The organism is Pseudomonas sp. HLT2-19-2 (genome assembly GCF_054898005.1).
In genome coordinates, this window is sequence record NZ_CM142712.1 from 1,731,107 (window position 1) to 1,757,382 (window position 26,276).

Annotated in this window: 27 protein-coding genes and 3 pseudogenes; 19 read left to right on the forward strand and 11 right to left on the reverse strand. The window is 58.1% G+C overall.

From position 1 onward, the window contains the following. Positions 1-19 precede the first annotated feature (19 nt). Together ACYZTU_RS07895 and ACYZTU_RS07900 are read left to right on the forward strand one after the other, a co-directional pair. Positions 20-1,366, forward strand: coding sequence for a carbohydrate porin (locus ACYZTU_RS07895; protein WP_461969234.1), 1,347 nt, complete (start codon positions 20-22; stop codon positions 1,364-1,366). A gap of 107 nt (positions 1,367-1,473) precedes the next feature. Then, positions 1,474-2,328 (forward strand): D-hexose-6-phosphate mutarotase, encoded by an 855-nt coding sequence (locus ACYZTU_RS07900; protein WP_461969236.1) that lies wholly within the window; start codon positions 1,474-1,476, stop codon positions 2,326-2,328. A 94-nt stretch (positions 2,329-2,422) separates the two neighbouring features. Here the strand turns inward: ACYZTU_RS07900 and ACYZTU_RS07905 are convergent, their stop codons facing one another. Then, on the reverse strand, positions 2,423-3,283 hold the full coding sequence (locus tag ACYZTU_RS07905; protein ID WP_177318169.1) for a MurR/RpiR family transcriptional regulator: 861 nt from the start codon (positions 3,281-3,283) through the stop codon (positions 2,423-2,425). Positions 3,284-3,528: 245 nt separating this feature from the next. On the opposite strand from ACYZTU_RS07905, the gene zwf reads away from it, so the two are divergent. From zwf to ACYZTU_RS07925, 4 genes are all read left to right on the forward strand, one after another. Continuing rightward, positions 3,529-4,998, forward strand: a complete 1,470-nt coding sequence (gene zwf, locus ACYZTU_RS07910; protein ID WP_461969238.1) for a glucose-6-phosphate dehydrogenase — start codon at positions 3,529-3,531, stop codon at positions 4,996-4,998. Continuing rightward, positions 4,985-5,698: a 6-phosphogluconolactonase gene (gene pgl / locus ACYZTU_RS07915; protein WP_461969240.1), complete on the forward strand. Its 714-nt coding sequence runs from the start codon at positions 4,985-4,987 to the stop codon at positions 5,696-5,698. Before zwf ends, pgl begins: the two co-directional genes overlap by 14 nt. A 17-nt stretch (positions 5,699-5,715) precedes the next feature. After that, the gene (locus ACYZTU_RS07920; RefSeq protein WP_461969242.1) at positions 5,716-6,381 is read left to right on the forward strand and encodes a bifunctional 4-hydroxy-2-oxoglutarate aldolase/2-dehydro-3-deoxy-phosphogluconate aldolase; all 666 of its coding nucleotides are present in this window, start codon (positions 5,716-5,718) and stop codon (positions 6,379-6,381) included. A 181-nt stretch (positions 6,382-6,562) separates the two neighbouring features. Continuing rightward, positions 6,563-7,288: an intradiol ring-cleavage dioxygenase gene (locus tag ACYZTU_RS07925; RefSeq protein WP_461969243.1), complete on the forward strand. Its 726-nt coding sequence runs from the start codon at positions 6,563-6,565 to the stop codon at positions 7,286-7,288. A 2-nt stretch (positions 7,289-7,290) separates the two neighbouring features. On the opposite strand, the gene ACYZTU_RS07930 is transcribed toward ACYZTU_RS07925, so the two are convergent. The 3 genes and pseudogenes from ACYZTU_RS07930 to ACYZTU_RS07940 form a co-directional block, all read right to left on the reverse strand. Further along, positions 7,291-7,503 carry a hypothetical protein gene (locus ACYZTU_RS07930; RefSeq protein WP_461969245.1) on the reverse strand — a complete coding sequence of 71 codons (213 nt, stop codon included), beginning with the start codon at positions 7,501-7,503 and terminating at the stop codon, positions 7,291-7,293. Between the two features lie 35 nt (positions 7,504-7,538). After that, a pseudogene (locus tag ACYZTU_RS07935) lies at positions 7,539-7,739 on the reverse strand (aminotransferase class V-fold PLP-dependent enzyme); the annotation flags it as partial. Next, complete coding sequence (locus ACYZTU_RS07940; protein ID WP_128870220.1) at positions 7,736-7,972, reverse strand: DUF3820 family protein; 237 nt, start codon at positions 7,970-7,972, stop codon at positions 7,736-7,738. The pseudogene ACYZTU_RS07935 and the gene ACYZTU_RS07940, both read right to left, overlap by 4 nt. A gap of 202 nt (positions 7,973-8,174) precedes the next feature. Here ACYZTU_RS07940 and ACYZTU_RS07945 point away from each other — a divergent pair, with 202 nt between their 5' ends. The 4 genes from ACYZTU_RS07945 (at position 8,175) to ACYZTU_RS07960 (ending at position 11,850) form a co-directional block, all read left to right on the forward strand. Continuing rightward, complete coding sequence (locus ACYZTU_RS07945; RefSeq protein WP_461969247.1) at positions 8,175-8,642, forward strand: ferritin-like domain-containing protein; 468 nt, start codon at positions 8,175-8,177, stop codon at positions 8,640-8,642. A gap of 158 nt (positions 8,643-8,800) precedes the next feature. Further along, positions 8,801-10,786, forward strand: a complete 1,986-nt coding sequence (locus ACYZTU_RS07950; RefSeq protein WP_461969249.1) for an FUSC family protein — start codon at positions 8,801-8,803, stop codon at positions 10,784-10,786. Next, positions 10,773-10,979, forward strand: a complete 207-nt coding sequence (locus tag ACYZTU_RS07955; RefSeq protein WP_094471041.1) for a DUF1656 domain-containing protein — start codon at positions 10,773-10,775, stop codon at positions 10,977-10,979. Before ACYZTU_RS07950 ends, ACYZTU_RS07955 begins: the two co-directional genes overlap by 14 nt. 10 nt (positions 10,980-10,989) lie before the next feature. Then, positions 10,990-11,850 (forward strand): efflux RND transporter periplasmic adaptor subunit, encoded by an 861-nt coding sequence (locus ACYZTU_RS07960; RefSeq protein WP_461969251.1) that lies wholly within the window; start codon positions 10,990-10,992, stop codon positions 11,848-11,850. 103 nt (positions 11,851-11,953) lie between these two features. Here ACYZTU_RS07960 and ACYZTU_RS07965 read toward each other — a convergent pair whose 3' ends face one another. Beyond that, positions 11,954-12,424, reverse strand: a complete 471-nt coding sequence (locus tag ACYZTU_RS07965) for a MaoC family dehydratase (RefSeq protein WP_282377266.1) — start codon at positions 12,422-12,424, stop codon at positions 11,954-11,956. Between the two features lie 41 nt (positions 12,425-12,465). Continuing rightward, positions 12,466-13,410, reverse strand: a complete 945-nt coding sequence (locus ACYZTU_RS07970) for a lysophospholipase (RefSeq protein ID WP_461969253.1) — start codon at positions 13,408-13,410, stop codon at positions 12,466-12,468. 258 nt (positions 13,411-13,668) lie between these two features. Here ACYZTU_RS07970 and fadD2 point away from each other — a divergent pair, with 258 nt between their 5' ends. Next, a complete protein-coding gene (fadD2, locus tag ACYZTU_RS07975) occupies positions 13,669-15,357 on the forward strand; it encodes a long-chain-fatty-acid--CoA ligase FadD2 (protein WP_461969255.1) in 1,689 nt (562 codons plus the stop codon). A gap of 357 nt (positions 15,358-15,714) precedes the next feature. After that, positions 15,715-17,415, forward strand: coding sequence for a long-chain-fatty-acid--CoA ligase FadD1 (gene fadD1 / locus ACYZTU_RS07980; protein WP_461969257.1), 1,701 nt, complete (start codon positions 15,715-15,717; stop codon positions 17,413-17,415). Between the two features lie 78 nt (positions 17,416-17,493). Here fadD1 and ACYZTU_RS07985 read toward each other — a convergent pair whose 3' ends face one another. After that, entirely contained in the window at positions 17,494-17,871 is a 378-nt protein-coding gene (locus ACYZTU_RS07985) for a hypothetical protein (RefSeq protein WP_282377262.1), read from the reverse strand. 200 nt (positions 17,872-18,071) lie between these two features. On the opposite strand from ACYZTU_RS07985, the gene ACYZTU_RS07990 reads away from it, so the two are divergent. The 3 genes from ACYZTU_RS07990 to def all read left to right on the forward strand — a co-directional run bounded on the left by ACYZTU_RS07990 (position 18,072) and on the right by def (position 19,920). Next, complete coding sequence (locus tag ACYZTU_RS07990; RefSeq protein WP_449643465.1) at positions 18,072-18,263, forward strand: CsbD family protein; 192 nt, start codon at positions 18,072-18,074, stop codon at positions 18,261-18,263. 164 nt (positions 18,264-18,427) lie between these two features. Continuing rightward, positions 18,428-19,384: a YihY/virulence factor BrkB family protein gene (locus ACYZTU_RS07995; RefSeq protein ID WP_461969259.1), complete on the forward strand. Its 957-nt coding sequence runs from the start codon at positions 18,428-18,430 to the stop codon at positions 19,382-19,384. Then, positions 19,381-19,920, forward strand: coding sequence for a peptide deformylase (gene def, locus ACYZTU_RS08000; protein WP_449643463.1), 540 nt, complete (start codon positions 19,381-19,383; stop codon positions 19,918-19,920). The genes ACYZTU_RS07995 and def overlap by 4 nt, the downstream gene beginning before the upstream one ends. Before the next feature lie 13 nt (positions 19,921-19,933). Here def and ACYZTU_RS08005 read toward each other — a convergent pair whose 3' ends face one another. Beyond that, complete coding sequence (locus tag ACYZTU_RS08005) at positions 19,934-20,350, reverse strand: GNAT family N-acetyltransferase (protein ID WP_461969261.1); 417 nt, start codon at positions 20,348-20,350, stop codon at positions 19,934-19,936. A gap of 345 nt (positions 20,351-20,695) precedes the next feature. Continuing rightward, positions 20,696-21,298, reverse strand: coding sequence for a glutathione transferase GstA (gstA, locus tag ACYZTU_RS08010; protein WP_461969262.1), 603 nt, complete (start codon positions 21,296-21,298; stop codon positions 20,696-20,698). A gap of 99 nt (positions 21,299-21,397) precedes the next feature. On the opposite strand from gstA, the gene ACYZTU_RS08015 reads away from it, so the two are divergent. The 3 genes and pseudogenes from ACYZTU_RS08015 to ACYZTU_RS08025 form a co-directional block, all read left to right on the forward strand. Then, positions 21,398-22,270 (forward strand): LysR family transcriptional regulator, encoded by an 873-nt coding sequence (locus ACYZTU_RS08015; RefSeq protein ID WP_461969264.1) that lies wholly within the window; start codon positions 21,398-21,400, stop codon positions 22,268-22,270. A 522-nt stretch (positions 22,271-22,792) separates the two neighbouring features. Beyond that, positions 22,793-23,464 (forward strand): annotated as a pseudogene (locus ACYZTU_RS08020) (PAS domain-containing protein); the annotation flags it as partial. Positions 23,465-23,575: 111 nt separating this feature from the next. Continuing rightward, positions 23,576-24,007 (forward strand): annotated as a pseudogene (locus ACYZTU_RS08025) (methyl-accepting chemotaxis protein); the annotation flags it as partial. A 125-nt stretch (positions 24,008-24,132) separates the two neighbouring features. Here ACYZTU_RS08025 and ACYZTU_RS08030 read toward each other — a convergent pair. Continuing rightward, a complete protein-coding gene (locus ACYZTU_RS08030; protein WP_461969266.1) occupies positions 24,133-24,765 on the reverse strand; it encodes a glutathione S-transferase family protein in 633 nt (210 codons plus the stop codon). Positions 24,766-24,821: 56 nt separating this feature from the next. Then, complete coding sequence (locus tag ACYZTU_RS08035) at positions 24,822-25,253, reverse strand: PACE efflux transporter (protein ID WP_461969268.1); 432 nt, start codon at positions 25,251-25,253, stop codon at positions 24,822-24,824. Positions 25,254-25,373: 120 nt separating this feature from the next. Between ACYZTU_RS08035 and ACYZTU_RS08040 the strand changes: the two genes are divergently transcribed. Further along, the gene (locus ACYZTU_RS08040; RefSeq protein ID WP_461969270.1) at positions 25,374-26,246 is read left to right on the forward strand and encodes a LysR family transcriptional regulator; all 873 of its coding nucleotides are present in this window, start codon (positions 25,374-25,376) and stop codon (positions 26,244-26,246) included. Positions 26,247-26,276: the final 30 nt, after the last annotated feature.

The following is a 26,276-nucleotide window of genomic DNA, read 5'->3' on the forward strand; positions in this document are numbered from 1 at the left end:
ATAAAACGAGGATGTAGGGATGAAGAAGAACAACAACGCTCAGCTTATCTGCCAGTTGTCAGCCATTGCGGCAATGATGCTGGCCGGTAGTGTGCACGCAGCTGACGCGTTCAGCGCCGATTCCGAATGGATGACCGGCGATTGGGGTGGCGAGCGGACCAAGCTGATCGAGCAGGGTATCGACATCAAGATGGACTATGTCGGTGAAGTGGGCGCCAACCTCCACGGCGGCTACAACGACGACAAGACGGCGCGTTACGCCGACCAGTTTGGTCTGGGCGTGGCGCTGGACCTGCAAAAGCTGTGGGGCTGGGATAACACCCAGGCCAAGATCCAGCTCACCAACCGTAACGGTGAAAACATCTCCAATGACCGTGTCGGCGACCCGCGTGCCGGCACCTTGAGTTCGTCCCAGGAAGTCTACGGCCGTGGCCATATGGTCCGTCTGACCCAATTGTGGATCAAACACCAATTCCTCGACGGCAAACTGGACGTCAAAGCCGGTTACTTCGGCGAAGGCGAAGACTTCAACACCTTCCCTTGCGAGTTCCAGAACCTGGCATTCTGCGGTTCCCAAGTGGGTAACTGGGCGACCAACATCTGGTACAACTGGCCAGTCAGCCAGGCCGCTGTCCGCGTGAAGTACAACATCTCGCCTGAGTTCTATGCGCAGATCGGCGCGTACAACCAGAACCCGTCGCAACTGGAGCACGGTAACGGCTTCAAGCTCAGCGGCAGTGGTACCAAAGGCACCGTTTTGCCGGTCGAACTGGTCTGGTTGCCTAACCCTAACAACCTGCCGGGTGAATACCGTGTTGGTTACTACAAAAGCACGGCCAATGCCGATGACGTCCGTAAGGATGCCGACGGCAATGATGCAGCAACCAGCGGTAACGCCTATCGCAGCCACGATAGCAAGCACGGTTACTGGTTTGTGGCGCAGCAACAACTCACCAGCCACAACGGTGACGCGTCCCGCGGTCTGAACATTGCAGCCAACGCGACTTTCCACGACAAGGACACCAACTTCGTCGACAACTACCAGTCGCTGATGTTTGTGTACAAGGGCCCGTTCGATGCACGTCCAAAAGATGACATGGGTATCGGTTTTGCCCGTATCCATGTCAACGATGACGTGAAGAAAAACGCCGAGCTGGTTAACGCCTCCAATGGTGTCACCGAACACGAGGATCCACTGTTCTCGCCGCTGCGTACCACCGAGTACAACTACGAGATCAACTACGGCTTCCACGTTACCAACTGGCTGACCGTGCGTCCTAACCTGCAATACATCACTCACCCGGGCGGTGTGGATGAAGTCGACAACGCGCTGGTCGCCGGCCTGAAAATTCAGTCGGTGTTCTAACGCTGTTGCGATAAGCTCCTCTCTATGTGCGCATTTTTGCGGACAGCCTTGGCTGTCCGCTTTTTTTTGGGGCGGCGCACCCCGGGTGATTTTCAGGACCGTGGCACATGCATGAGCATCCGCTACAACGCTTCTTCAAATCCTTGCGCGAACGTCCGGTGTTTGCATGGGAGCGCTATCAGAAGCGCGACGTGCTGGTGATCGACCATCCGCTGTGTCAGGCGGTGTTCAGTCGGCAGGGTGCGCAGTTGCTGCACTTTCAGCCAACGGGGCAGAAGCCCTGGTTGTGGTGCGCGGCGAAGTGGCCGCAAGTCGGTGCGATTCGTGGCGGCGTGCCGGTGTGCTGGCCGTGGTATGGGCGTCATCCAAGCGAAAACGCTTGGCCCTCCCATGGTTGGGCACGGCTGATCGACTGGAAGCTTCTGGACAGCAGCACTGATGAAGATGGCGTTCGCCTGCACTGGCAACTTCAGTTGTGCGACTGGCAAGTGGACCTGCACGCGCACTTGGGTGAACGCATGGATTTACGCCTGAGTACCGAGCATCAGGACAGCCTGCCGTGTCAATTGAGCCAGGCGTTGCACGCCTATTGGCGTATTGGCGACGTCGGCGAGGTAGCGCTGTCTGGCCTCGATGGAGCGCAAGGTTACGACCAGTTGAACCGTCAGATTTGTCATCAGGAAGGCGAGTTGCGGGTAGAGGGTGGCTGCCAGCGGGTGTTCCAGCATGACGGCGAATTACAGCTCAAGGACCATGCCTGGCAGCGGGAGTTGTGCATCGATACCGGTGACGATGCGGACACGGTGGTCTGGCATCCGGGTTCGCGGCCGTTGCTGGGGGTGAGCTGGAATGAGATATCAGAATTTGTCTGTGTCGAGGCGGCGAGTGGCGGGACGGACAGCTTGAGCCTGGCGCCGGGTCAGAAGGCGTACTTGAGTTTGCAGGCGCGGGTCGGGGCGTAAGATCAAAAGATCGCAGCCTCGCTTCGCTCGACAGCTCCTACAGGTTTACGCGATCCCTTGTAGGAGCTGTCGAGTGAAACGAGGCTGCGATCTTTTAATTGAACTCATCCCCAATCGGATACCGACTGGCATTCAAGCTTTCCTTGATCTTGCGCAAATGGGGCTGGAAATCCACGCCCCGACGCAAGGTCATGCCGGTCGCCAGCACATCCAGCACGGTCAGCTGAATGATCCGCGACGTCATCGGCATATAAATGTCGGTGTCTTCCGGCAGTGGAATGTTCAGGCTCAACGTACTGGCCTTGGCCAGCGGTGAGCCCTCGGCCGTCAGACCCAGCACCGAAGCACCGTTCTCCCGGGCAATACGCGCCACTTCCACCAGTTCGCGGGTGCGGCCGGTGTAGGAAATAATCACGAATAACTCGCCGGTATGCGCCACCGACGCAATCATGCGCTGCATCAGCACGTCGGCATGGGCGGTGACGGCCAAATTGAAGCGGAAGAACTTGTGCTGCGCATCCAGCGCCACCGGGGCCGAGGCGCCGAGGCCGAAGAAGTGGATCTGTCGGGCCTGGATCAACAGATCGACGGCGCGGCTGATCAGGTTCGGGTCAAGCGCCTGCAACGCACTGTCCAACGAGGCGATGGCGCTGCCGAAAATCTTTTTGGTATACGCTTCCGGATTGTCGTCGGCCTCAACTGCCCGGCTGACATACGCCGCGCCGCTGGCCAGGCTCTGGGCCAACTGAAGCTTGAGTTCCGGGTAGCCGCTGACGCCGAATGAACGGCAGAAACGGTTGACCGTCGGCTCGCTGACCTTTGAGGCCTGCGCGAGGGCGGCGATGCTGAATCGGGTGGCCTGCTGTGGGTTGAGCAGGATCACCTCGGCGACTTTGCGTTCTGCCTTGTTCAGGTCTTCAAGGCGATTCTGGATCTGTTCCAGTAAATTTCGCACGCGGTCCATATGGGGTTCCTTGGTTCACCTACGAAAAGAAGCTTTGCTATGCAAATAAGCGTTCGGCTATGCAAATTGGGACTTTGATCGGCCCCCAAACGGTGGCCTATCCTACTGATGGCTCCGACCGACCACCACTCGGAATCAGTATTTTGCGAAAATGTTGTGGTTATTACTACATTTTCCCTTGAGTGATGCCTTGAAAAAAGGTATTTGTAGCTTAACTTGATAAAAGAACAAACATCATGCCTTCGATTACGGTTGAACCGTGCACCTTTGCCTTGTTCGGCGCCCTCGGCGATCTGGCCCTGCGCAAGCTGTTTCCTGCCCTTTATCAACTCGATGGCGCAGGCCTCTTGCACGAGGAGACGCGAATTATCGCGCTGGCCCGTGAACCTGGCAGCGAGCAGCAGCATTTGGCGTTCATCGCCTCCGAGCTGCGCCGATACGTCAGTGACAAAGAGCTGGATGAAGTCGTGGTCGAACGCTTTCTCGCCCGCCTGAATTACCTGCACGTCGACTTCCTCAAGGCTGACGATTACGTCGCCCTGGCCGAAATGGCTGGCAGCGCTCAACGGGTGATTGCCTACTTCGCGACACCGGCAGCCGTTTACGGCGCGATCTGCGAGAACCTGTCGAAGGTCGGTTTGACCGAAAACACCCGCGTGGTACTGGAAAAACCCATCGGTTCGGACCTGGAATCCTCGCGCAAGGTTAACGACGCCGTGGCGCAGTTCTTCCCGGAGAACCGCACCTACCGCATCGACCACTACCTGGGCAAAGAGACGGTGCAAAACCTGATCGCCCTGCGTTTCGCCAACAGTCTGTTCGAAACCCAGTGGAACCAGAATTACATCTCCCACGTAGAAATCACCGTGGCCGAGAAGGTCGGGATCGAAGGTCGCTGGGGTTACTTCGACAAGGCCGGTCAGCTGCGGGACATGATCCAGAATCACCTCCTGCAACTGCTCTGCCTGATCGCCATGGACCCGCCGGCCGACCTGTCCGCCGACAGTATTCGTGACGAGAAAGTCAAAGTGCTCAAGGCGCTGGCGCCGATCAGCCCGGAAGGCCTGACCACTCAGGTCGTGCGCGGTCAATACATCGCTGGTTATAGCGAAGGTAAATCGGTGCCGGGCTATTTGGAGGAGCCTAACTCCAACACCCAGAGCGACACCGAAACCTTCGTTGCGCTGCGTGCCGATATCCGCAACTGGCGTTGGGCCGGCGTGCCGTTTTACCTGCGTACCGGCAAGCGCATGCCGCAGAAGCTTTCGCAGATCGTCATCCACTTCAAGGAACCGTCGCACTACATCTTCGCTCCCGAGCAGCGCCTGCAAATCAGCAACAAGCTGATTATCCGCCTGCAACCGGACGAAGGCATTTCCTTGCGCGTGATGACCAAAGAACAAGGCCTGGACAAGGGCATGCAGCTGCGCAGCGGTCCGTTGCAGCTGAATTTTTCCGACACTTATCGCAGCGCACGGATTCCCGATGCCTACGAGCGGTTGTTGCTGGAAGTGATGCGCGGCAATCAGAACCTGTTTGTCCGTAAAGATGAAATCGAAGCCGCGTGGAAGTGGTGTGACCAGTTGATCGCCGGGTGGAAAAAATCCGGTGATGCGCCTAAGCCGTACGCGGCCGGGTCCTGGGGACCGATGAGCTCCATTGCACTGATCACGCGGGATGGGAGGTCGTGGTATGGCGATATCTAATTTGCAACTGCCTCAGGGCGTCAGCGCCCATGAGTTCAAGAGCCCGGTGCTGCTGGCCGATGGTTTGGCGCTGAATGTGGCCAAGCAACTGAGTGACGCCATTGACGCTCGCGGTACCGCGACGCTGGTGGTGTCCGGTGGACGCAGCCCGGTGGCGTTTTTCCAAAACCTGGCCAAGCAGAAACTGGACTGGTCCAAGGTCGTCGTGACCCTGGCCGACGAGCGCTGGGTGCCGGTAGAGCACGCCGACAGCAATGCCGGTCTGCTCAAGCGTTATCTGCTGCAAGGCCCGGCGGCCAAGGCTCAGTTTCTGAGCCTGTACAGCGCCACCGCGAACCTTGAGCTGGCAGCCGAGCAGGCCGACCGTTTGCTCGCCGAGTTGCCGCCGATCGACGTGCTGATACTCGGCATGGGCGATGACGGTCACACGGCCTCGTTGTTTCCCAACAGTCCAAACCTGATCGATGCCTTGAAAGCCGACGGCACACGTCATTGCTACCCGATGCTGGCGCCGACCGTGCCGCATCAGCGCCTGACCATGAGTCGTGCGCTGCTGGCCTCGGCCCAGTTCACCGTTCTATCGATTTCCGGTCAGTCCAAGCTGACCACCTTGAGTGCCGCATTGGCCGGTGACGATGTCGCCGCCATGCCGATTCGCGCGTTTTTGCAACCTACGTTAGAGATTTACTGGTGCCCATGAACCAAGGATCAGCCGCTATGACAAACCCATCCCCGACCGTTTCCATGGCGGACAAAGTTGCCCTGATCGACAACCTCTGCGCCAAAGCGCGGATTCTGCCGGTGATTACCATTGCTCGCGAGCAGGACATCCTACCGCTGGCCGACGCCCTCGCGGCCGGTGGCCTGACCGCCCTGGAAGTGACCCTGCGTTCACAGTTCGGCCTCAAGGCTATCCAGATTCTGCGCGAGCAACGCCCAGAGCTGGTGACCGGCGCCGGTACTGTGCTCGATCGCAATATGCTGGCGGCTGCCGAAGCGGCCGGTTCGCAGTTCATCGTCACGCCAGGCATCACCCGTGACCTGCTGGAAGCCAGTGTCGGCAGCCCGATTCCGCTGTTGCCGGGCATCAGCAACGCCTCCGGCATCATGGAAGGTTATGGCCTGGGGTACCGCCGCTTCAAGCTGTTCCCGGCGGAAGTCAGCGGCGGTGTCGCGGCTATCAAAGCCCTGGGCGGCCCGTTCGGCGAAGTGAAATTCTGCCCGACTGGCGGTGTCAGCCCGGCCAACATCAAGAGCTACATGGCGTTGAAAAACGTGATGTGCGTGGGCGGTAGCTGGATGCTTGATCCTGAGTGGATCAAGAACGGCGACTGGGCCCGCATTCAGGAATGCACCGCCGAGGCACTGGCGCTGCTGGACTGATCGGCTATTACCAAACACTTCGTTGTGTGTTCTACGGCTTTACGGTGCGCTTGGTCGGTGCACCGTTTTTTTTGCCTGATGAAAACCTCGCTCCTACAAAAAGATCATGCGATACATAGTTACCGCACATCGAGCCTGGCCCCGTCATAACCTGCGTTCATCTTATGGAAGAGAGAACGTCATGGACGACAACACCTCAGTTACACCCTCGACACCGGTTTACCAACTGACACCTGAACAGATAGCCGGCCCGTATTTCCGAAATCCGAAATTGATCAGGCGAAACATCAGCGAAGGCTTGGATGGCATCCCTTTGGTGCTGCGACTGACGATTGTCGATGCGATGACCGGTCAGCCGGTCACGGGCGCGGTGGTCGATATCTGGCATTGCAATGCGCGAGGCGCATATTCGGGCTGGAGCAAGATTGATCCGGACAAGAAGGTCGATGTCGGAGCCATTGGCGCGATCCCGCGCACCGACGACGATACCTATCTGCGCGGCGGGCAATTCACGGACAAGAAGGGCATCGTGCGGTTTACCACGATCTATCCCGGATTCTATGCCGGCCGGGCCCTGCACATTCATGTCGCGGTGCGCATCACGGCCGGTAACAACTATCTGGAAGAGCGCCATGTCGCCTGGGTTGGCCAGCTTTACTTCCCGGAGGTCGCGTCGAGGTCGGTGCTCAACGCCAGGGAGTACAGTGGCCGGACAGTTTCGGCGCTGACCAACGATGAAGACTTTCACTATAAAAACCGTGGAGGCGAGGCCTCAACCTTAAACATCCATACCCTCGGTCGAGACTCGAATGAAGACGGATTTTTCGGGCACATGACCATCGCTGTCGACACGTTTACGGTTTCATCGCAGATCAAAGCGCAGGACTTCGACAGGTACACCGTGTGACGTCAGCGCAGCTCGTTCAGCGCCTTGCTCAGCACGTCGATATCCGCGGCGGTGGTGGCGAGCCCCGGCGTGATGCAATGCACGGAACACTCGCGGCACCACTTCGCGCCACGGTAAACAGGTTGTAGTCCTTGAGCCGTCGCTCGACCATCGTCTGTTGATCGGCATGTCGGGTAAAGCATCGAAGTGAGCGCGCCGCTGACCCTGGGCTTCATTTACATCACCCACGAATTCGAACTGGCCGAGTGCAGTAGTTGCGGATCAGCGATTGCAAACCGTCCGAAGCGTTGCGGGTGAGGGCGACGGCTTCCTCGGGTACGGCCACCAGCTCGGCGAGCTGTTTGCGAATCTCCAGCCTTTCGCCCTGCTCGAAGCGTTGGCGCACGCGCACCGAGTTGCTGCGGTTGATGAGTTCGATGTTGCGCTGATACTCCTCTCTGGGAAGAATCAGTGGCGCGGGGCAGGTTTGCCATGTTTGGCGCGTAGCGGCTCGAGCAACTCCGACAGGCCGTTGTGATCGATTTCCTGCATCAAGGCCAGCAAGCCGCCGAGTTCGCCATGGGGAAAACCTTCACGAGCGAACCAGTTCAGGTATTGGCCGGGGAGGTCGGCAATGATCCGGCCCTTGTATTTGCCGAAGGGCATTTCCCGGGTGACTAGCAGTTCAAGCTTTTCAGGGTTCATCAATCAGTCGTCTTAATTCAAACAGTCTGGAAAATACAGGCATTCTGCATGGAGGCCAAATGACAGATCATGCAAATAAAGCGGATACAGATTTTGTGCTAAACAATAACTAGTTGAAATATAAGGGATAATTGTCAATTCAAAGCTGGCATGCAGGGTGCAATACCTATTGCATCTTTCATTAACCCGTGAGGAATTGAAAATGACCGACATGAATAAAGAAGCCATCTCTGTACTCAACGACCTGATTGAAACCAGTAAAGACGGTCAGGAAGGGTTCAAGACTTGCGCTGAAGACATCAAACACCCGGAACTCAAAGCCATTTTCGTACAGCGCTCGGCTGACTGCGCCAAGGCTGCTTCTGAATTGCAGGCCGCTGTACGTTCCATGGGTGGCGATCCGGAAACCTCCACCAGTGTCAGCGGTGACCTGCACCGTCGCTGGGTCGACGTGAAAGCGATGTTCACCGGCAAGGATGAAGAGGCCGTGCTGAACGAAGCTGAACGGGGTGAGGACCACGCACTGAAGGCTTACAAAGAAGCCATCGAAAAAATCAACACACACAACCTGGAGGGCATTCGTGACCTGGTTGAGCGTCAGTACCACGGCGTGCAACGCAACCACGATCAGGTAAAAGCCCTGCGTAACCAGGCGCGCGCTCGCTCGTAAGCGTTTGTTTGTCTGTCAAAAACGCCAGCCAGTCTGGCGTTTTTTTGTATCCGGGAATTAGCACTGGACGGATGATAGTTAGCTAGCTAATAATTTGTTTTTCAAGTGACTGAACCGAACCCGACTATCGTTAAATCGTCTTTTCAAGAGTGTTTTACGTGCCTATCACTTTGCAGGCTTTGTTTGCGCCTGACCGCCGCGCCTTACAGTTCGCGATCAAAACCTTGATCGGCGGCGGCCTGGCACTGTGGCTGGCATTGCGCTGGGGCCTGGAGCAACCGGCCTGGGCCTTGATGACAGCGTTCATCGTCGCCCAGCCGTTGTCCGGAATGGTGGTACAGAAGGGTTTGGCGCGATTGCTGGGTACGTTAGTCGGGACGATCATGTCAGTGGTGTTCATGGGGTTGTTCGCCCAGACGCCTTGGCTGTTTTTGTTGGCATTAGCGTTATGGCTGGGGCTGTGTACGGCGAGTTCGACCCTGCTGCGCAGCGCCTGGTCCTATTCATTCGTGCTGGCGGGTTATACGGTGGCGATCATCGCGTTGCCGGCCATCGCACATCCTCTGACCGTGTTCGATCAGGCCGTGGCTCGCTGCACTGAAATCTGCCTGGGCATACTTTGCGCCACCGCCGCCAGTGCGCTGCTGTGGCCGATGCGGGTCGAACGGCAACTGGCGGATCAGGCGCGGGCAGCCTGGCAAAGCGGCATGAGCGCTGCGCGTGCGACCCTTGCCGGTGATGCTCAGGCGCGTAAAGGCTTGCTGGAAATCCTCGGGAAAATCGTCGCCGTCGATGCCCAGCGCGAGCATGCCTGGTTTGAAGGAAGCCTGGGGCGGCAACGAGCACGCGCGATCAGCGGCTTGAGCCAAAAGCTGTTGATGCTGCTGCGCATCGCCCGTTCGGCGCGCCGTCAATGGAAGCAATTGGAACCCCAGGAAGCCGAGCAACTGTTGCCTTGGATGACCGAGGTCCAAGAGGCGCTCAACTCAGATACCGCAACCCTGCAAGCCTTGCGGCCGCGATTGCTCGACGCCTCCAACGATGCACACATCAGTTCTGCGCAAAGTTACTGCCTGGCCCGTTTTGCCTTGCTGCTCGATACCGCCCTGGCGGCCGGCGTCGCGTTGAAAGCGGTAGAAGAGGGCAAGGAAACGGTCGACCCGCCACGAACCCTGACACCGCACCGCGACCTGTCATTGGCGCTGGTGTTTGGTGCCCGCAGTGCATTGGCGTTTCTGGTGGTCTCGTGCTTCTGGTTGGCGACCGCCTGGCCCGCTGCCTCCGGCGCGCTGCTGTTGACGTGCGTGGTGTGTAGTCTGTTCGCCAGCCGTGAGAACGGCGCTCAGATCGGCATGAGTTTTATGCGCGGGATCTTCCTGGCGATCCCGGCCGCGTTTATCGTCGGGCAGATTCTGCTGCCGCAATGGAGTGGTTTTGCATTGCTTTGCATGGGCATGGGCGTGCCGTTGTTCCTCGGCGCGCTGGGCATGGCCAAACCGCAGATCGGTGCGACGGCGACCTCATTTTGTCTGCACTTCATCGTGTTGGTCTCGCCGCTCAACGCGATGAAATTCGATGTCGCGACGTTCTTCAACAGCGCTCAATCCATCGTGGTCGGTGTTGGCGCCGCCGTACTGGCCTTCCACTTGCTGATCCTGCGCAACCCGGCGTGGCACGGTCGACGCTTGCTGACGGCGACCCTCCACGATCTGGTGCGCCTTACCCGGCGTAATCTGCGCGGTGCCGAAAGCTGGTTTGGCGGGCGCATGGCCGACCGCCTGCTGCAACTGGCGCGGCACTATCCCGAGTTGCCGGAGCCGGCGCGCAGCCGCTGGGACGATGGCTTGCTCGGCCTGGATATCGGCGACGAATTGCTGCATTTACGTTTGAGCCTGGCGGTGGCGCAGCTGTCGGTCAGTGCGCCTCAGCGGCGTTATCTCGAACAGCTGGAAATAATCCTCGAGCAAGGCCCGGCCGGCAAGCGCGCCGAGGCGTTAGCTCCACCGAGTGAAGAGTTCTTGAAGACCTTGTATGCGTTGCCCCCCAGCGATGCGGTGAAACTGGCCCAAGGCGCGGTGCTGCAATTGCAAAGCAGCTGGCGTGCCTGGTGCCATCAACAGGAGCAAAGCCATGGGCTTGCGTGAGTGGTCGGTGGGCGGCGTGTTGCTCAGTCCGTTTCTGATTTATGTGCTGCTGGCGCTGCTCGTGACCGCAGCCTTGCGCATGCTCTTGCGCCTGACGCCGGTGGGCCGCTGGATCTGGCACGAAGCATTGTTTGATTGCGCCTTGTACGTCTGTGTATTGACCCTGATCACCGTCGTCCTCGGACCTTTGTAAGGAGTTGAAAATGCGCACACCCGTACGTGTCGCCGTAACCTTGTGCCTGGTGGCGGTGGCGATTTTTGCCGGCATCCATTTGTGGCAGTACTACATGCTCACCCCATGGACCCGGGACGCGCGGATTCGCGCCGACGTGGTGGTGATCGCCCCGGACGTCTCGGGTTGGGTGCGTGAGCTCAAGGCTTTTGATAACCAGCCGGTCAAGGCCGGCGATTTATTGCTGAGCATCGACCGCGATCGTTTCGAAGCCGCGCTGGAGAAAGCCCACGCGGTGGTCCAGACACGTCAGCAGCAGCTCAACCTGCGTGAACGCGAAGCCAGTCGCCGTGCCAGCCTCGGGCCGCAAGCGATCAGTGCGGAGCTGCGAGAGAACGCGCAAATTAACGCCGGCATCGCCCGTGGTGAACTGCGTGAAGCTCAGGCCGAAGCCAAGGTCGCCGAACTCAATCTCGCCCGCAGTCAGGTTCACGCGCCCCGCAGCGGCCACATCACCAACCTGCGCCTCGCTGAAGGCAACTACGTGAATGCCGGGCAACCGGTGATGGCGTTGATCGACGATTCGACTTTTTATGTGCAGGCGTATTTCGAGGAAACCAAACTGCCGCGGATTCGCGTCGGCGATCCGGTTAAGGTCTGGTTGATGAGCGCGGGCGACGCGTTGCAAGGGCATGTCGAAAGCATCAGTCGCGGGATTACTGATCGCAACACCACGCCGGATGGGCAGTTGTTGGCGGAGGTGGAACCGACGTTTAACTGGGTCAGGTTGGCACAGCGAATTCCGGTAAGAATCAAGATTGATAGGTTGCCGGAGGGGATTTATTTGAGTTCGGGGATGACGGCGAGTGTGCAGGTGCAGGAAGGGCCGTAAGATCAAAAGATCGCAGCCTCGTTTCACTCGACAGCTCCTACAGGTATATGCCAAACCCTGTAGGAGCTGTCGAGTGAAACGAGGCTGCGATCTTTTGAGGCAATCAGCCGATGCTGATTGCCGGCAGCTTAGGCAACGACACCGTCTGCTGCTTACGCGGCGCCAGAATCTCCGCCTCACCATCCACCACCAACTCATCACGCTGGTTAAACACGCGAGTGGCAATCCGCACCCGAAACTTCGGCAGCTTCTCGAGAATCTCCAGACGCACAGTCAGTGTGTCGCCAATCTTCACCGGCTTCTGAAAGCTCATCTGCTGACCGATATAAATAGTCCCCGGCCCAGGCAATTCGCAGGCTACGGCAGCGCTGATCAGCGCACCGCTGAACATGCCGTGAGCGATGCGCTCCTTGAACATGGTGCCGGCGGCGAATTCAGCGTCCAGGTGCACCGGGTTGTGATCGCCGGACATCGCGGCGAACAACTGAATGTCGCGCTCTTCGACCGTCTTGCTGTAACTGGCGGTCTGGCCGACTTCAAGGGCTTCGTAAGGGGTGTTGGTAACCTGGGTCATCTGTCTCAATTCCTGTGACGAATAAAAAATCCACAAAAAAACTATTCCGATCTGGGTGGCCGGCGATGGCTCAGCGCCTGGGCGATCCAGTTCAACACGTCATTGATCACTTCATCGCGGTTGCTCTCGTTGAACAGTTCATGCCGTGCCTGCGGGTAAATTGTCAGTTGCAGGCTCTGGCTGCCGGCCGTGCGTAGCGCATGGGCCAGATCTTTCAGACGTTTGCCTTCGCTCACCGGATCACATTCACCGCCAATGACCAGCAACGGCAGACCCGGATCAATCTGAGCGAGATTGGACGCTTTGCTGATTTGCTGCAACCCACCGAGCAAATCGATCCACAGCTGATTGGTGCAGCGAAAGCCACAGAGCGGGTCGTTGGCGTACAGATCGACCTCCGCAGGATCGCGACTGAGCCAGTCGAACCGCGTGCGCACCGGTTTGAATTTTTTGTTGAACGAGCCGAACGACAGCCATTCGATCAGCACGCTGCGCCCCTTCGGGCCTTGGCGCAATCGTTCTACCCGCGCAATCTGCCGCGCCGCGCGATAGAGCGCCACCGGTTGGAAGTTCGAACCGCTGAGAACGGCCCCGTGCAGGCTGGCGCTGTGATGCAGCAGATAGGCCTGGGCGATGTAGCTGCCCATGCTGTGGCCGAGCAGTACGATCGGCACGCCGGGATGTTGTTGGCCGATGTGCTGATTGAGGCAGGCCAGGTCACCCACCACTTTGCCCCAGCCATCGTTGTCGGCAAAATGGCCGAGTGTCCCGTTTTCGGCAGTTTTGCCATGTCCACGCTGATCCGGTGCATAGACGCCGTAACCCTGATCGCAGAGTTTTTCCGCCAGACGGGCGTATCGACCACTGTGTTCCGCCATGCCGTGGGCTAACAGGATCACTGCCTTGAGTGGAGCTGTTGGCAGCCACTGGTTAATGAAAAGGCGGCTGCGGTCACTCGCGGTCAGCCAAAAAGTGTCGTGGATCATGGCGATTCCTTTGCATAGGGCTGCATGTGGCATGGACGTCGTTGCATTGTATAGCGCATCCATAGCGTGCCGTCTGATCAGGCCACGCCGCTGCAGCAAGATTCACGCGGTCAATGACGCCTGTTGGCATATTTGCCAGATTCGCCATAGCTGCTAGTGTCCGTGAAGCCCCGCTTTTCGCTTTTCTGTTTTTTGAGGGATAACAGAGAAGGACAGAAAAGCGGCCCCGGATAGGTTCAGGTAGAGAGGACAAGAACAATGCAACCTGATTTCTGGAATGACAAACGCCCCGCCGGCGTGCCCCTGGACATCGATCAAGGGGCCTATAAGTCGGTGATCGAGGTGTTCGAGCGTTCCTGCAAGAAATTTGCAGACCGCCCGGCATTCAGCAACATGGGTGTAACCCTGACCTACGCCGAACTGGAACGCTACAGCGCAGCGTTCGCCGGTTACCTGCAAGCCCACACCGACCTGGTGCCGGGAGATCGCATTGCGGTGCAGATGCCCAACGTCCTGCATTACCCGATTGCCGTGTTCGGTGCTCTGCGCGCCGGGCTGATCGTGGTCAACACCAACCCGCTGTACACCGCGCGGGAGATGCGTCATCAGTTCAAGGATTCCGGAGCCCGGGCGCTGGTCTACCTGAACATGTTCGGGCAGAAAGTCCAGGAGGTGCTGCAGGGCACCGACATCCAGTACCTGATCGAAGCGAAGATGGGTGACCTGATGCCCGCCGCCAAGGGTTGGCTGGTCAATACTCTGGTGAGCAAGGTCAAGAAGATGGTCCCGGCGTATTCCTTGCCGCAGGCGATTTCCTTCAAGAGCGCGCTGAGTCTGGGTCGAGGCCTGGGGATCAAGCCGCTGAACGCCGGTCTTGATGACATCGCCGTGCTGCAATACACCGGCGGCACCACCGGGCTGGCCAAGGGGGCGATGCTGACTCACGGCAACCTGGTGGCGAATATGCAGCAGGTGCGGGCGTGCCTGGAGCAGTTGGGCAGTGACGGTCAGCCGCTGTTGCGCGAAGGGCAGGAGGTGATGGTCGCGCCGCTGCCGCTGTACCACATCTATGCGTTCACCGCGAATTGCATGTGCATGATGGTTTCTGGCAACCACAACGTGCTGATCACCAATCCGCGGGACATCAAGGGTTTCATCAAGGAGCTGAAGAACTGGCGTTTCTCGGCGTTGCTTGGGCTCAACACGCTGTTCGTCGCGTTGATGGACCATCCGGACTTCAAGACTCTGGATTTCTCCAGCCTCAAACTCACCAACTCCGGCGGCACCGCGTTGGTCAAGGCCACCGCCGAGCGCTGGGAACAGCTCACCGGTTGCCGCATCACCGAAGGGTACGGCCTGACCGAAACCTCGCCGGTGGCCTGCACCAACCCATACGGGGACATGTCGCGCCTCGGAACAGTCGGCCTGCCGGTGCCGGGCACCACGCTGAAGGTCATCAACGATGAAGGCGTCGAGCAACCCTTGGGCGAGCGCGGCGAACTGTGCATCAAGGGCCCACAGATCATGAAGGGTTACTGGCAGAAGCCCGAAGCCACCGCCGAAGTGCTGGATGCCGAGGGCTGGTTCAAGTCGGGGGACATCGCGATTATCGACCCGGACGGATTTGTGCGCATCGTCGATCGCAAGAAAGACATGATCATCGTCTCGGGTTTCAACGTGTACCCGAACGAGATCGAAGACGTGGTCATGGCTCACCCGAAAGTCGCCAACTGCGCGGTGATCGGTGTGCCGGACGAGCGTTCGGGGGAGGCAGTGAAGCTGTTTGTGGTGGCCCGTGAATCGGGTGTCAGCCTTGAAGAGCTGAAGGCGTACTGCAAGGAGAACTTCACGGCGTACAAAGTACCCAAGCACATCGTCTTGCGTGAGTCGTTGCCGATGACGCCGGTGGGCAAGATCTTGCGGCGGGAGTTGCGGGATATCGCTTGAGGTGAACGGCCGCGCTTCGCGCGGATCGCGGGCAAGCCCGCTCCCACAGGGATCACCGATGACCTTGTGGGCGCGAGCTTGCTCGCGATGCTTTTTGTGAGGAAGAAGGCCCGAATCCAGAGGCTTGCAGGGCGTTATAGAATCTTTGCTCTAAAAATGACTATTGAATATTCAAAAGTCATAAATGTGACTATGGAGGCCGCTTTTGGCTCTAGTCGGCCCTTTGCAAAGCTGCTACTCTCGGCGCGCTTTGTGACTTCTCGGCCTGTTAAAAAGCCAGACTCACCAACAAACACACACCAATAATAATCGCATCAAATGCGGTGATGAATTCGCGTTGCTGAGGAGTGGGCTTCCATGATCGAAGACTTTTGGAAGGATAAGTACCCTGCCGGGATTGCTGCCGACATCAATCCGGACGAGTATCCGAATATTCAGGCGGTGTTGAAGCAGTCCTGCCAGCGCTTTGCCGACAAACCGGCATTCAGCAACCTGGGCAAGACAATCACCTACGGTGAACTGTACGAATTGTCCGGTGCCTTTGCTGCTTACCTGCAACAGCATACCGACTTGCAGCCAGGCGATCGAATCGCCGTGCAACTGCCCAACGTGTTGCAGTACCCGGTCGCCGTCTTCGGTGCCATCCGCGCCGGGCTGATCGTAGTCAACACCAACCCGCTGTACACCGCGCGGGAAATGGAACACCAATTCAACGACTCCGGTGCCAAAGCCCTGGTCTGCCTCGCCAACATGGCGCATCTGGCGCAGACCGTCGTGCCGAAAACCGGCGTCAAGCACGTGATCGTCACCGAAGTGGCCGACCTGTTGCCGCCGCTCAAGCGTCTGCTGGTCAACAGCGTCATCAAGTATGTGAAGAAGATGGTCCCGGCGTATCACTTGCCCAAGGCCATCAAGTTCAACGACGTGCTGAGCAAGGGCCATGGCCAGCCAGTGGCTGAAGCCAACCCGGCCAGCAGCGACGTTGCCGTGCTGCAATACACCGGCGGTACCACCGGCGTGGCCAAGGGCGCGATGCTGACCCACCGCAACCTGGTGGCGAACATGCTGCAGTGCAAGGCGCTGATGGGTTCCAATCTTCATGAAGGCTGCGAGATCCTGATCACGCCGCTGCCGCTGTACCACATCTATGCCTTCACCTTTCATTGCATGGCGATGATGCTGATCGGTAACCACAACGTGCTGATCAGCAACCCGCGCGATTTGACGGCGATGATCAAGGAACTGTCGAAGTGGAAGTTCAGCGGTTTCGTCGGGCTCAACACGCTGTTCGTCGCCCTGTGCAACAACGAAGGTTTCCGCAAGCTGGACTTCTCGGCGCTGAAAGTCACCCTGTCCGGTGGCATGGCCCTGCAACTGGCCGCCGCCGAACGCTGGAAAGCAGTCACCGGGTGCGCCATCTGCGAAGGTTACGGCATGACCGAAACCAGCCCGGTGGCCACCGTCAATCCGATCCAGAACATCCAGATTGGCACCATCGGTATTCCGGTTCCGTCGACCCTGTGCAAAATCATCGACGATGCCGGCGTTGAACAACCGTTGGGCGCAATCGGCGAGCTGTGCGTGAAAGGTCCGCAAGTCATGAAGGGCTACTGGCAGCGTCAGGACGCCACGGACGAAATGCTCGACAGCGAAGGCTGGTTGAAAACCGGTGACATTGCGCTGATCCAGCCTGACGGTTACATGCGCATCGTCGATCGCAAGAAAGACATGATCCTGGTGTCCGGTTTCAACGTGTACCCCAATGAACTGGAAGACGTGCTTGCAACCCTGCCGGGCGTGCTGCAATGCGCAGCCATCGGCGTGCCGGACGAGAAGTCGGGCGAGGCGATCAAGATCTTCATCGTTGCCAAACCGGGCGTGACACTGACCAAGGAACAGGTGATGGAGCACATGCGCGCCAACGTCACCGGTTACAAGGTTCCGCGCTCCGTGGAGTTCCGCGATACGCTGCCGACCACCAACGTCGGCAAGATCCTGCGACGCGAGTTGCGCGACGAAGAATTGAAGAAGCTCGGCGTCAAGAAGGTAGGCGCGTAACACACAAGAAGCCCCGCAGATGCGGGGCTTTTTGTTGCCTGACTGTTCGTTCCCACGCTCTGCGTGGGAACGATCTCTTTAGAGGCGGAACTGCGCGAAGTTTACGTTGGTACCCGCCGGGCGCATGTCCTGGAGGTACGAGTCCTTGTCGGCGCTCAGTTCCAGGCTCAAAGCGGCTTTACGCTTGCCTTCGTTGCGCACCACCAGTCCTTCGAGCTTCTCGCGCAGGAACACCGTCGGCACTTTCAGGTGCAACAGTTCGTCGGTGTCCGGCGTGTGCATCAGCAGGTGAACCCATTCGTACTGACCAACGGCCAGGCGCGCGACCGGAATATCGAACCACCAGATGTTGCGGTTGCGGTTCAATTCGGTGAAATGGCAGTTATTGACGCCAAGCACAGCACCGCCAAGTTCTTGGTTTCTGCGGGCAATGGCCTGCTTTTTATCGAGTTTCATAACATTCCTACGGGATTGGATCTTCAGCGCCATGGCCTGAATACGTTGCGCATTCTCGGGGGTTGGTCGGCAAACATAAAGCCCAACCTGCACTGAACGATGAAATGTCGCGGTGAAAATAAATGAAACTCCGCGCAAACGCCTCCGGTCAATCTTTGTGTAACAACTTTCCCCGTTGAATTGTTCACAGGAGAAACACCATGAGCAGCACTGGCGATAAAGTAAAAGGCATGGCCAACGAAGCCGCCGGCAACGTCAAGCAAGGCGTCGGCAAGGCCACCGGTAGCGACAAAATGCGCGCCGAAGGCGTCGTGCAGGAAAAGAAAGGCGAAGCCCAGCAAGCGGTCGGCAAAGCTAAGGATGCAGTCAAGAAAGGCATCGACAAGGCGTGATCCGGCCTTTAAAGCGTGTCAGAAACGGCCATCCGCGGATGGCCGTTTTTGTGTCAGTCTGAACTTGCAGAAGATCAAAATCGCCAAGTAGGCTACTTTGATGTAGAAAACGGCCCCTGAGTCGCCACGACTTCGACCAAATTTTGCGGCGAAAGGAGACGCTAATGTTTTTTCCTCACATGAAAGGCTTGCGCCTGCACCGTGTCATGGTGCGCACGATCACCGAGTTCGTCGACGACGAGATGTCGACCTATGCCTCGGCGCTGGCCTATCAGATGCTGTTCTCGCTATTTCCCTTCATTCTGTTCCTCATCGCCCTGATCGGTTTCCTGCACCTGCCGGACTTCTTCTCCTGGCTGCGCCTGCAGTCAGAACTGGTGTTGCCACCCCAGGCGCTGGAACAGGTGAACCCGGTCATCGACCAGCTCCAGCAATCCAAGGGTGGCTTGCTGTCGGTCGGTATCGTGATTGCCCTGTGGACCGCGTCCGCCGGTGTGCGGCTGATGATGAGCGCGATGAACGCCGCCTACGACGTGGTCGAAGGCCGCCCGGCGTGGAAGCGTTTCCCACTGTCGATTTTCTACACCATCGGCATCGCCGGCATGCTGCTGATCGCCGCTGCGCTGATGGTGCTCGGGCCGCAGGTGATGGGCTGGATCGCTTCGCAAGTCGGCCTCGAAGACTTCATCGTGACGCTCTGGACCATCGTGCGCTGGCCGGTGGTCGTGATTCTGTTGATGATGGCGGTGGCGCTGATTTATTACGTCATGCCTGACGTCAAACAAGAGTTTCGTTTCATCACGCCGGGTTCGGTGCTGGCGGTGGTGGTGTGGATCATCGCGTCACTGGGCTTCGGTCTGTACGTCAAGGAATTCGCTAATTACAACGCTATGTATGGCAGTATCGGTGCGATCATCGTGCTGTTGCTGTACTTCTACATTTCCGCCGCAGTGCTGTTGCTGGGCGCCGAGATGAATGCCGTAATCGAACACATGTCGACCGAGGGCAAGAATGATGGCGAAAAAGTCCCCGGCGAGCACGACCAAGAACCCAAACAACACGTGTCGGGACTGGGTCGGGATCACTCGATCAAGCCGACCACTGACGAAGTCATCAAATGATCCGTGAAATTCTGAAAATGGGCGACGAGCGCCTGCTGCGCATTGCCCCGCCGGTGCCTGCCGAAATGTTCGACAGCCCCGAGCTGTGGCAACTGATCGACGACATGTTCCAGACCATGGAAAGCGTCGGTGGCGTGGGTCTGGCTGCACCGCAGATCGGCGTCGATCTGCAACTGGTGATCTTCGGTTTCGAGCACAGCGAGCGCTATCCGGATGCCGAGGCCGTGCCCCAGACGATTCTGATCAATCCGTTGATTACGCCGTTGAGCCCGACGCTGGAAGAGGGTTTCGAAGGCTGCCTGTCGGTGCCCGGCCTGCGCGGCGCGGTGGATCGCTATCAGCACATTCGTTACGAAGGTTTTGATCCCAAGGGGCAGTCGATCATGCGCATCGCTTCAGGGTTTCATGCGCGGGTAGTGCAGCATGAATGCGATCACCTGATCGGGCGGTTATACCCGTCGCGCATCGGTGACTTCAGCAAGTTCGGGTTTACCGACGTGATGTTTCCGGATCTCGATCCTGCAGCAGACGACTGACACACTCCGTGAATCATCCAGACGGTTCCATACCCATCGCGATCATCGGTTTGCTGCGTGCGTAACGGCTCAAGCGTTCGGCCATGGAGTAGGGCAGTGGCGGGTCGAAGGTAAAACCACGACGTTCATAAAACCCGCGCAGGTCCGGATGACAAAACAGCCACACCGGGCCTTCAAGATCCTTGAGCGCCTCGGCAATCAACGCCGCAGCGATTCCCTGTTCACGGCAGGCTGGATCGACAAACAAACCCGTTAGCCAATGCCCGTGCGCCACCGGTCGCAAACACAGCGCACCAATGATCTCGTTGCGCCTGGCCACCCAGAGTTGAGCGTCGCGGACCGCTTTCATCGACGATTGGTGAGCGCGATAAAACTTGTTCATCAAGGGCCATAAAGGCTCAGCGAGCAAGGTGTATTGGGTGTTGGGCATGGTCTTCGACTGTCGGTGCGCAAAGCGGGCGATTATAAAAGAACGCGCGCGCAGCGATAGGTGTATACCTGATCTCACATCCCGTATGAGTGGAGTACGTATCATGGCCAAAGGCATGGATTCAAAAAAAGCAGCAAAAAAGAAACCGGCAAAAACCGCCGATGAAAAGCGCGCCGACAAGAAGGCCAAGAAGGTGGATGTGTTCGGTCATTGATCCCGTGACAAGGGAGCCCGGCCCTCGGGCTCCCGCTGCTTCTAATGAAATAAACCCTGCGCCAACGCCTTTCCTGGTGGAGTTCTTCGAAAAGGTCGACCTGCCGATCGATCTGCTGAACCACGCAGGCCTTACTCCAACTCAGCGGCCAACGCAGCTTTCACCGCAGGCCGCTGATCAACCCGCGCCTGAAACCGCGCCAACGCCGGCCACTGATTCAACTCAATCGAAAACAACGGCACCCAACGCAACACCGTAAACAAATACGCATCGGCAATGCTGAACCCGTCAGCCATCAAATATTCCTGCCGCTCCAGCGTCTGGCTCACCACAACAAACCGCTTGAACAGTTTCTCTTTGATGAGTGCTTTCACCTCATCCGGGAACTGCGAATTGAACAGCCAGCCAAGCCCGCCATGAATCTCGGTTGATACGAAATTCAGCCACTCCTGCAACCGTACCCGCTCGAACATCCCGTTCGCTGCCGCCAGGTTTGCTTCGGGTCGCAGGTCTGCCAGGTATTGCAGGATCGCCGGGCCTTCGGTCAGCACTTGGCCATTGTCCAGTTGCAATGCCGCGACGTAACCCTTTGGGTTGATGGCGAGGAAGTCCTCACCACTTGCGGTTCTCTTGGTGGTGTTGTCGACGCGGATCAATTCGAACGGCAGGTCCAACTCGCGCAGCACGATATGCGGTGCTAGCGAGCAGGCGTGCGGGGCGTAATACAACTTCATCGGCAGGGCTCTGGTTGGGGGTTTGCGCCAGTGTCATAGTGCGCGGCACCCTCGGTAAAATTAATCTTTCAGAAAGCGGCCATAAGGAAAGCTACTGCCATGATGAATCTGATGCACTGGCGAATGGTGGTGGCAGTGGCAGACACGGGAAACATTACCCGGGCTGCCGAGCGGGTTGGCATGACCCAGTCCGGTGCGAGCCAGGCCTTGGCATTGATCGAAGAAACCCTGGGCGTTCAATTGTTCAGTCGGGAGAGCCGCCAGACCTTGCCGACGGCAATCGGCCTGTCTGTGATCGAGCAGGCGCGAACTATGCTCGGTGCCCTTGAAAACATTCGCAGTACCGTCGATGCCGGTAAAGATATCCAGCGCGGGACGATTCGTCTGGCGAGTTTTCCCTTGGTGCTGGCGACCCTCCTGCCGCCGCTGCTGCGTCAATTCAATCGGCTGTATCCCGGCATTCAAGTGGTGGCGCTGGAGGTGAGCGACGATGAAGTGGAAACGTTGCTCAGTGACGGGCTGGTGGATCTCGGTGTGATATTGAACCCGGTGCCCGAGCGCAGTGCCGGTCGTTTGGGGCGTGATGCCTGGGTGGCGGTTCTCCCCGGTGGCCATCCCTTGGCACGCCGCTCGAATGAAGAGGGCGTCTCATTGGCGGAACTGGCGAAGCAACCCTTCGTGCTGGCCACGGGAGGTTGTTCGACCAATGCCCGCAGCCTGGCCGCCGACGCCGGGCTGCAACTGCTGGATGTGCGCGCCGAGGTGCGTGAATGGAGCAGTGCATTCACCCTCGTGCGGGAAAATATCGGCGTGACCCTAGTGCCGGAAATGACCCTGCCGGCCAATCGCCAAGGCCTGCGCATAGTGCCCGTGATGCCGCGCATCGATCGCGAATTTGCTTTGGTGGTCGCTGCGAACAAGCCACCCTCGGCGGCGGTGCAGGCGCTGATGAGTCTGCTTGCCGAGAAATGACTCATAACGAAGCTGAACCGATTTTGTCCTCATTACTGGCCGACTAGTGGCCTTGCTTACCTGCCTCGCCTGTCTATGCTGACTCGTGACTAACTATGTCGACCACGATGTGAAGGCCGTCATACACGTTAAGAGCGTGCGCAACCCAAGGCGCCGACACTGAACAACATGGAGCTGTCCGGTCAATGGAGCGATTTATCAGAACGTTAGGGCTGGCTCGATCCCGGGCTATCAAGAGAAGGATGTCTTGATAAGAGCGTCGCTGCATGGACTCTCCAATTAAACATCATTGATCACCTGACCAAGTCCTTCCGGTGGAGGGATGCGTGTGCCTGTTCCTTGGAACGTAGTGGTGGAGTCGTTGAAAGACCAAAGAACTTTCATAAAACAAAAGACCGCGCTGAAGGTGATACGACCATGTTTAATCGACGTCACAAGACTGACCTGCTGGAAATCGAACGATTCAGTTGCGCGCTGACCGAGGCTAACGCGAAGTTGGCCGCGGTCAGCCGCTCGATGGCGATGATTGAGTTCACCCCCGAAGGCATCGTGCTCGATGCCAACGACAACTTTTGCAGTGCCATGGGTTATAGCGCCGAAGACGTGCGCGGAAAACATCACCGGATATTCTGCGAAGAAGCGTTTTATCGAAGCGATGCCTATGCCAAGTTGTGGCGTGACCTTGCCCGTGGCGAACCGGTGAGCGGGACCTTCTTGCGCTTGAACAAGAGCGGCAAGGAGATGTGGCTTGAAGCCAGCTATATGCCAGTGTTCGGCGCTGATCGTCAGGTCCGGAGTGTGATCAAGGTCGCCACTGATATCTCAGCCAGGGCCGACAAGGAACACGAAAGCGAGAGCATGCTCGCGGCGCTCGGTCGTTCCATGGCCGTGATCGAATTCACCCCGGATGGCAACGTCATCTCGGCCAACGAAAACTTCTTGAAGACGATGCATTACTCGCTCAACGAAGTGGTTGGCCAGCACCACAGTTTGTTTTGCCATCGTGCTGAAGCCGAATCGCAGGCCTACAAAGCGTTCTGGGCTTCACTCAATCGCGGCGAGTATCACTCGCACCGTTTCGAGCGCAAAGATAAACAGGGTCATACGGTTTTTCTGGAAGCCTCCTACAACCCGCTGTTTGACACCAAGGGTCGATTGTACAAAGTGGTCAAGTTCGCCAGCGACATCACCGATCAGGTGACCACCCTGCAAACCGCTGCGGAGTCGGCCCACAGCACCTCGGTTCAAAACGACGCCTGTGCGCAGAAAGGTTCTCAGGTGGTACAGCAAACGGTGCAGATCATCCAAGACATTTCCAAAGACTTGAATGAAGCGGCGCTGAGCATTGATGCCGTCAGCAAACAGTCCGACATCATCGGCACCATCGTTCAGACCATCCGCGGAATTGCCGATCAGACTAACCTGCTGGCGCTCAACGCGGCGATTGAAGCAGCCCGCGCCGGGGAGCACGGGCGCGGGTTCGCGGTAGTCGCCGATGAAGTTCGCAGCCTTGCGGCACGAACGAGCCAGGCAACGCTGGAGATCGTTGAAGTGGTGCGCAAGAACCATGATTTGTCATTGAGTGCGGTGTCGAGCATGCAGTCGAGTTTGAGTCGAACTGGTCTTGGGGTGGAACTGGCGAACGAGGCGGGAGCAGTGATTCTGGAAATTCAACAAGGATCGCGGCATGTGGTGGATGCGATCGGTCAGTTCAACTCGACCTTGCAGATAAGTTGATCGCGGCAAAGTGAAAAGGGTTCCTCGAAGGGACCCTTTTTTATTGATTCCCGCACTTTTAAAGCGAAGCGAGAAACTTGTCGACCACACCCGCACGGATGTTGGTCGGGTAGCGCGGGAGCCGCTCAAGGCAGGCCATTGCAGCCGTGTTTGAGAAATCCCGGGCGTTGTGCCAATCGTTGAAAATACTCGTCGATGGCGGGGTAGTCGGGTCGCTCCATCGGTGTCATCAACCAGCGGTTGACCGACAGCCCGATGACGATATCTGCCAACGTGAAGTGTGGCCCGGCGACATACGCTTTGGTCGCCGCGAGCTGATGCTCGAGGATGCTCATTTTCTGGTTCCAGCCACGTACGCCGGTGGCAATGTGATGCAGGTCCTGAAATTCCGGATCTTTGCGCACCAATGCTGTGAATGCGTAGCTCCAGGAGGCATTGAGTTCGGTGGCTTGCCAATCCATCCACTGCTCCACCCGAGCGCGTGCCGCCGGTTCGTGCGGTAACAGATCGGTGTTGTGGTGTTTGCCGGCCAGATAGCGGCAGATGGTGTTGGACTCCCACAGCACGCCCGCGTCGTCGATGATCACCGGCACCTGAGCATTGGGATTGAGCCTGAGAAACTCCGGCGTGTGGGTCGACGCATAACCGCCGCCCCAGTCCTCACGTTCGTAGGCAACACCCAGTTCCTCACAGGTCCACAGGACTTTTCTGACGTTGATGGACGAGGCTTTTCCCAGAATCTTCAGTGCATGTTCCATTGAGATACTCCGTTAGCGATTCGACGCCTCAGGAATCTAACAGACATTCAGCGTTTTCAAACCGGATCCGGCAGCGCCGAAATTGGCAAACCAAACGTGCGATCAAACAACCAGTTGAAGGCGAAGGTGTAGCACGGGATGAAAATGATCAGCGCCGCGTCCAGCAGGAAGGCTTGCACCAGGCTGATGTTCATCCACCAGGCGATCAACGGGATGAGGAACACTATCAAGGTTAGTTGAAAACCCACGGCATGGGCGATGCGCCGTTTAACGGTGCGGGTTCGCGAAGGCTGACGACTTTCCCAGCGCTCGAACAGCGTGGTGTAGATGAAGTTCCAGGTCACCGCAATGGTGGTGATGATCACTGCCAACGGGCCAGTGCTGCCGGGCGAGGTGCCGGACAACAATGCCAGCCCCAAGGCCGAGAATGTCATGCCGATGACCTCGTAAAGGGACACGTAGAGCAGTTTTCTTTTAACGCCTTGCATGGGGGTTGCCTCTTTCTTTCCAACTTGAAGCCAGGAGCACTGGCGAAGGCGACGAAAGATAGCTTCAATAGGGCTGACAGAAAAAGTCATTAGCTTTCAGTTTTGCTGATAGGACGACAAATGAATTTCAACAGCGACAGCATCGAGTTGTTCCTCGCGGTGATCGAACGCGGCTCGTTTTCCGCTGCCGCCCGGGCGCTAGGTAAAGTGCCGTCGGCGGTGAGCATGGGCATCGCCAACCTGGAAGCCGAACTCGGTTATCCACTGTTTGATCGCAGCCATCGCGAGCCGGTGCCGACGGCGATGGCCTGCGCATTGGTGCCGCATGCGCGACTGATTGCCGAGCAGCTCAAACAGCTGCAAGTGCATGCGGTCGAGCTGTCGCTGGGGCTGGAAAGCAAGTTGTCGATCGGGGTGGTGGCGGACATCGACAAGGGCCGCGTGATGGCGGCGATCAAGGTCATCGCCGAGCGTCATCCTCTACTGGAAATCGAAGTGCTCAGCGCGCCGCAGGATGATGTGCTGGCGATGCTCCACAGCGGCCGGGTCAGCGTTTGCCTGGCGTTCGCCGGGCTCAGCATGAACGTGCTGGAGCGGTTCCAGTTCGTCGGCACCGAACGTATGATCGCCACGCTGGCGGCGGACAATCCGTTGTTTCAAGGCCAGGATTTGTATCTCGAAGATTTGGTCCGCGTACGGCAAATCATCGTCGCCAGCCGCGACCTGCCGATCAGCGAAACCCGGCCACTGGTGGCCGAGTCTTACTGGCGCACCGACACGTTGACGATGGCGCTGGAAATGGTCGAAGCCGGATTGGGCTGGGGCAATTTTCCGCTGTCGGTGGTCCAGCCGTGGCTCGATGCTGGAAGGCTCAAGCGCCTGAGCTTCCGCAACATCGAGAACGGGTTGGTGCTGCCGGTGCATGCGGTGTGGCTCAAGAGCCAGGCGTTGCAGAAAGGGGCGTTGGCGTTTGTGGATTTGATGGGGCGTTGACACTGCACGCCGATCATTTCCACGCAGAGC